This window comes from Micromonospora sp. NPDC002717, from assembly GCF_040295705.1.
Taxonomy (GTDB): domain Bacteria; phylum Actinomycetota; class Actinomycetes; order Mycobacteriales; family Micromonosporaceae; genus Micromonospora.
The window spans coordinates 1-1027 of the sequence record NZ_JBEOVW010000100.1; the positions used below are offsets into that span (position 1 = coordinate 1).

Sequence of the window (1027 nt, forward strand, 5' to 3'; positions counted from 1 at the left end):
GTGACGCTGTGCCACACCGGCACCCTCGACCTCGCCGCGCACACCCGCGCCGTTAAGAATTAAATCCAACCAGATACGAGTGGCTCGTCCATTGCCTTCCCTAAAAGGATGCGCCACATTCATATCCGAGTACTTATCAATAATTTCATCAAATGTTTCTTGAGGTAATTTATCAATATATTCAAGTGTTTGCGCTAAAAAAATACGTGGCGCAAATTGAAAGTTTCCTTTCGCAATATTCACTTCTCGAATTTTTCCTGCAAAGTCGTAAATATCTTGGAATAAAAACTGATGAATATCAGATAAGCCTTGAAACGTCCCAATTTCCAGATCCTCTATTTTGCCAGACTCAAACAATTCTTTGGCTCTTTTTTTCGTTAATAACTCTTCTTGTTTGGCTAATTCTGCTGAATTTGTTAAGCCTAATTTATTATCTAAAACCAAAATATCCCCTCACTCTCTATTTTTTCGGAAAGATTCTTTTGAAAATTTTTGGACGTTGATCAAACCATGTTGAAGCGGTATACATTAATCGAAAACTGCCATAAATTCCAGCACCGATTAAACCAAAACCACCTAATCCAAGAACGACTGCCCCATAAGGATGTTTAGGCTGTATTTCCATCACTGTGTCATACAAAATATGCAAACCCCAACCATCCCAGATACCTTTATAAATCCATCGTCCGATGAGAATACCGACAACTAAGAAACAGAACAGGCAGATAATATTCACAATCAAAATACTGTAACGTTCGACAATCTCACGTTTGCGATCTGCTTTTATCTGCTCTTTTTGTTCATTCAGTTCTTTTTTCAAAGCGAGTAATGCTTGTTTTTCAACTTGAATGTCTTTCAGTATGGTCGCTTTTAAGTTTTCTGCCTCTAAACGATGGAGTTGTTCTTGAATGGCAGACTCCATTTTTTGACTCGCAACAGCTTCTATTTTTTCTTGGTAGCCCCGAAAGTCTTTATTAACTTCTTGACGGACTAAGCGGTCACGTTCCAGAACTAGACCGCTTAGTCC

Annotated in this window: 2 protein-coding genes; both read right to left on the bottom strand. The window is 38.9% G+C overall.

Annotated elements, in window-relative coordinates:
• Positions 1 to 444 (bottom strand): Fic/DOC family protein (locus ABT006_RS35040; protein ID WP_350712760.1); only part of this gene is annotated, 444 nt, incomplete at its 3' end.
• 16 nt (positions 445 to 460) lie between these two features.
• Positions 461 to 1027 (bottom strand): hypothetical protein (locus ABT006_RS35045; protein WP_350712761.1); only part of this gene is annotated, 567 nt, incomplete at its 5' end.